The organism is Burkholderia sp. BCC1985, from assembly GCF_905339915.1.
Classification (GTDB): domain Bacteria; phylum Pseudomonadota; class Gammaproteobacteria; order Burkholderiales; family Burkholderiaceae; genus Burkholderia.
The window spans coordinates 1-1,296 of record NZ_CAJPGY010000114.1 but is presented as its reverse complement, the minus strand read 5'-3'; the positions used below and the strand labels follow the sequence as shown (position 1 = coordinate 1,296).

General features: G+C 66.4%; 1 protein-coding gene and 1 pseudogene. Both read left to right on the top strand.

What is annotated here, in order from left to right; translation table 11 throughout:
* Nucleotides 1–1,087, top strand: a 1,087-nt coding sequence (locus tag U4Z31_RS36880) for an ABC transporter permease subunit (RefSeq protein WP_321812984.1), incomplete at its 5' end; no start/stop codon positions are given.
* 11 nt (nucleotides 1,088–1,098) lie between these two features.
* Nucleotides 1,099–1,296: pseudogene (locus U4Z31_RS36875) on the top strand (nitrate ABC transporter ATP-binding protein); the annotation flags it as partial.

Sequence of the window (1,296 nt, the reverse complement as noted above, 5' to 3'; positions counted from 1 at the left end):
GATCACGCTGCCGGGCATCGGCGCGTATCTCGCGCAGGCGATCGCCGACCAGAACCTCGGCGCGGTGGGCTGGGTGATCGTCGCGATGTCGGTCGTGATCCTCGCGTACGACCAGTTCCTGTTCCGCCCGCTCGTCGCGTGGGCCGACAAGTTCCGGATGGAAAACACCGCGTCGGGCGATGCGCCGCAGTCTTGGCTGCTCGACATGCTGCGCCGCACGCACCTGATCCACCAGCTGCTCGTGCCGGCCGGCTGGCTGCTGTCGCAGGCCGCGCGGATTCCGTTGCGCGTGCCGGCGCTCACGAGCAAGCGCTCGCGCGGCACGTCGGCGCGCGGTTCGTCGCGCGTCGGCGATATCGTGTGGGGCGCGTTCGTGATCCTGCTGACCGTGTACGTCGGGTGGCGCGTCGTCAGCTTCGTCGCGACCGGCGTGACGACGGCCGAGGTCGGCCATGTGCTGGTGCTCGGGCTGATCACGTTGCTGCGCGTGCTGGTGCTGATCGCGATCGCGTCGGTGGTCTGGGTGCCGCTCGGCGTGCTGATCGGGCTGCGCCCCGCGCTGGCCGAGAAGATCCAGCCGCTCGCGCAGTTCCTTGCCGCGTTCCCGGCGAACCTGCTGTTCCCGGTGTTCGTGATCGTGATCGTCCACTTCCATCTGAACGCGGACATCTGGCTGTCGCCGCTGATCGTGCTCGGCACGCAGTGGTACATCCTGTTCAACGTGATCGCCGGCGCGATGTCCTATCCGAACGACTACAAGGAAGCGACGAAGAACTTCCGCATTCGCGGCTGGCAGTGGTGGCGGCAGGCGATGCTGCCCGGCATCTTCCCGTACTACGTGACCGGTGCGATCACCGCATCCGGCGGCGCGTGGAACGCGAGCATCGTGTCGGAGTTCGTGCAGTGGGGCGACACCAGGGTCGTCGCGCATGGCCTCGGCTCGTACATCGCACAGATGACCGCCGCCGGCGATTTTCCGAAGATCATCCTGGGCATCGCCGTGATGTCCCTGTTCGTTACCCTGTTCAACCGTCTGCTGTGGCGTCCGATGTACGCCTATGCGGAATCCCGGCTCCGTCTCGATTGAGAGTAAGCGCGATGCAAAACCAGACCGTAATCAACGCCCCTGTCCAGACGTCCCAGCCGCTTCAGCCGCCGCGCCTCGGCGAGGAAATCCTGCGCGTCGAACATGTGAATCGCGGCTTCAACAAGTCGCAGGGCGAGTTGCTCGTGCTCGACGACGCGAACCTGTCGCTGCGCGAAGGCGAGATCGTCGGGCTGCTCGGCCGCTCCGGT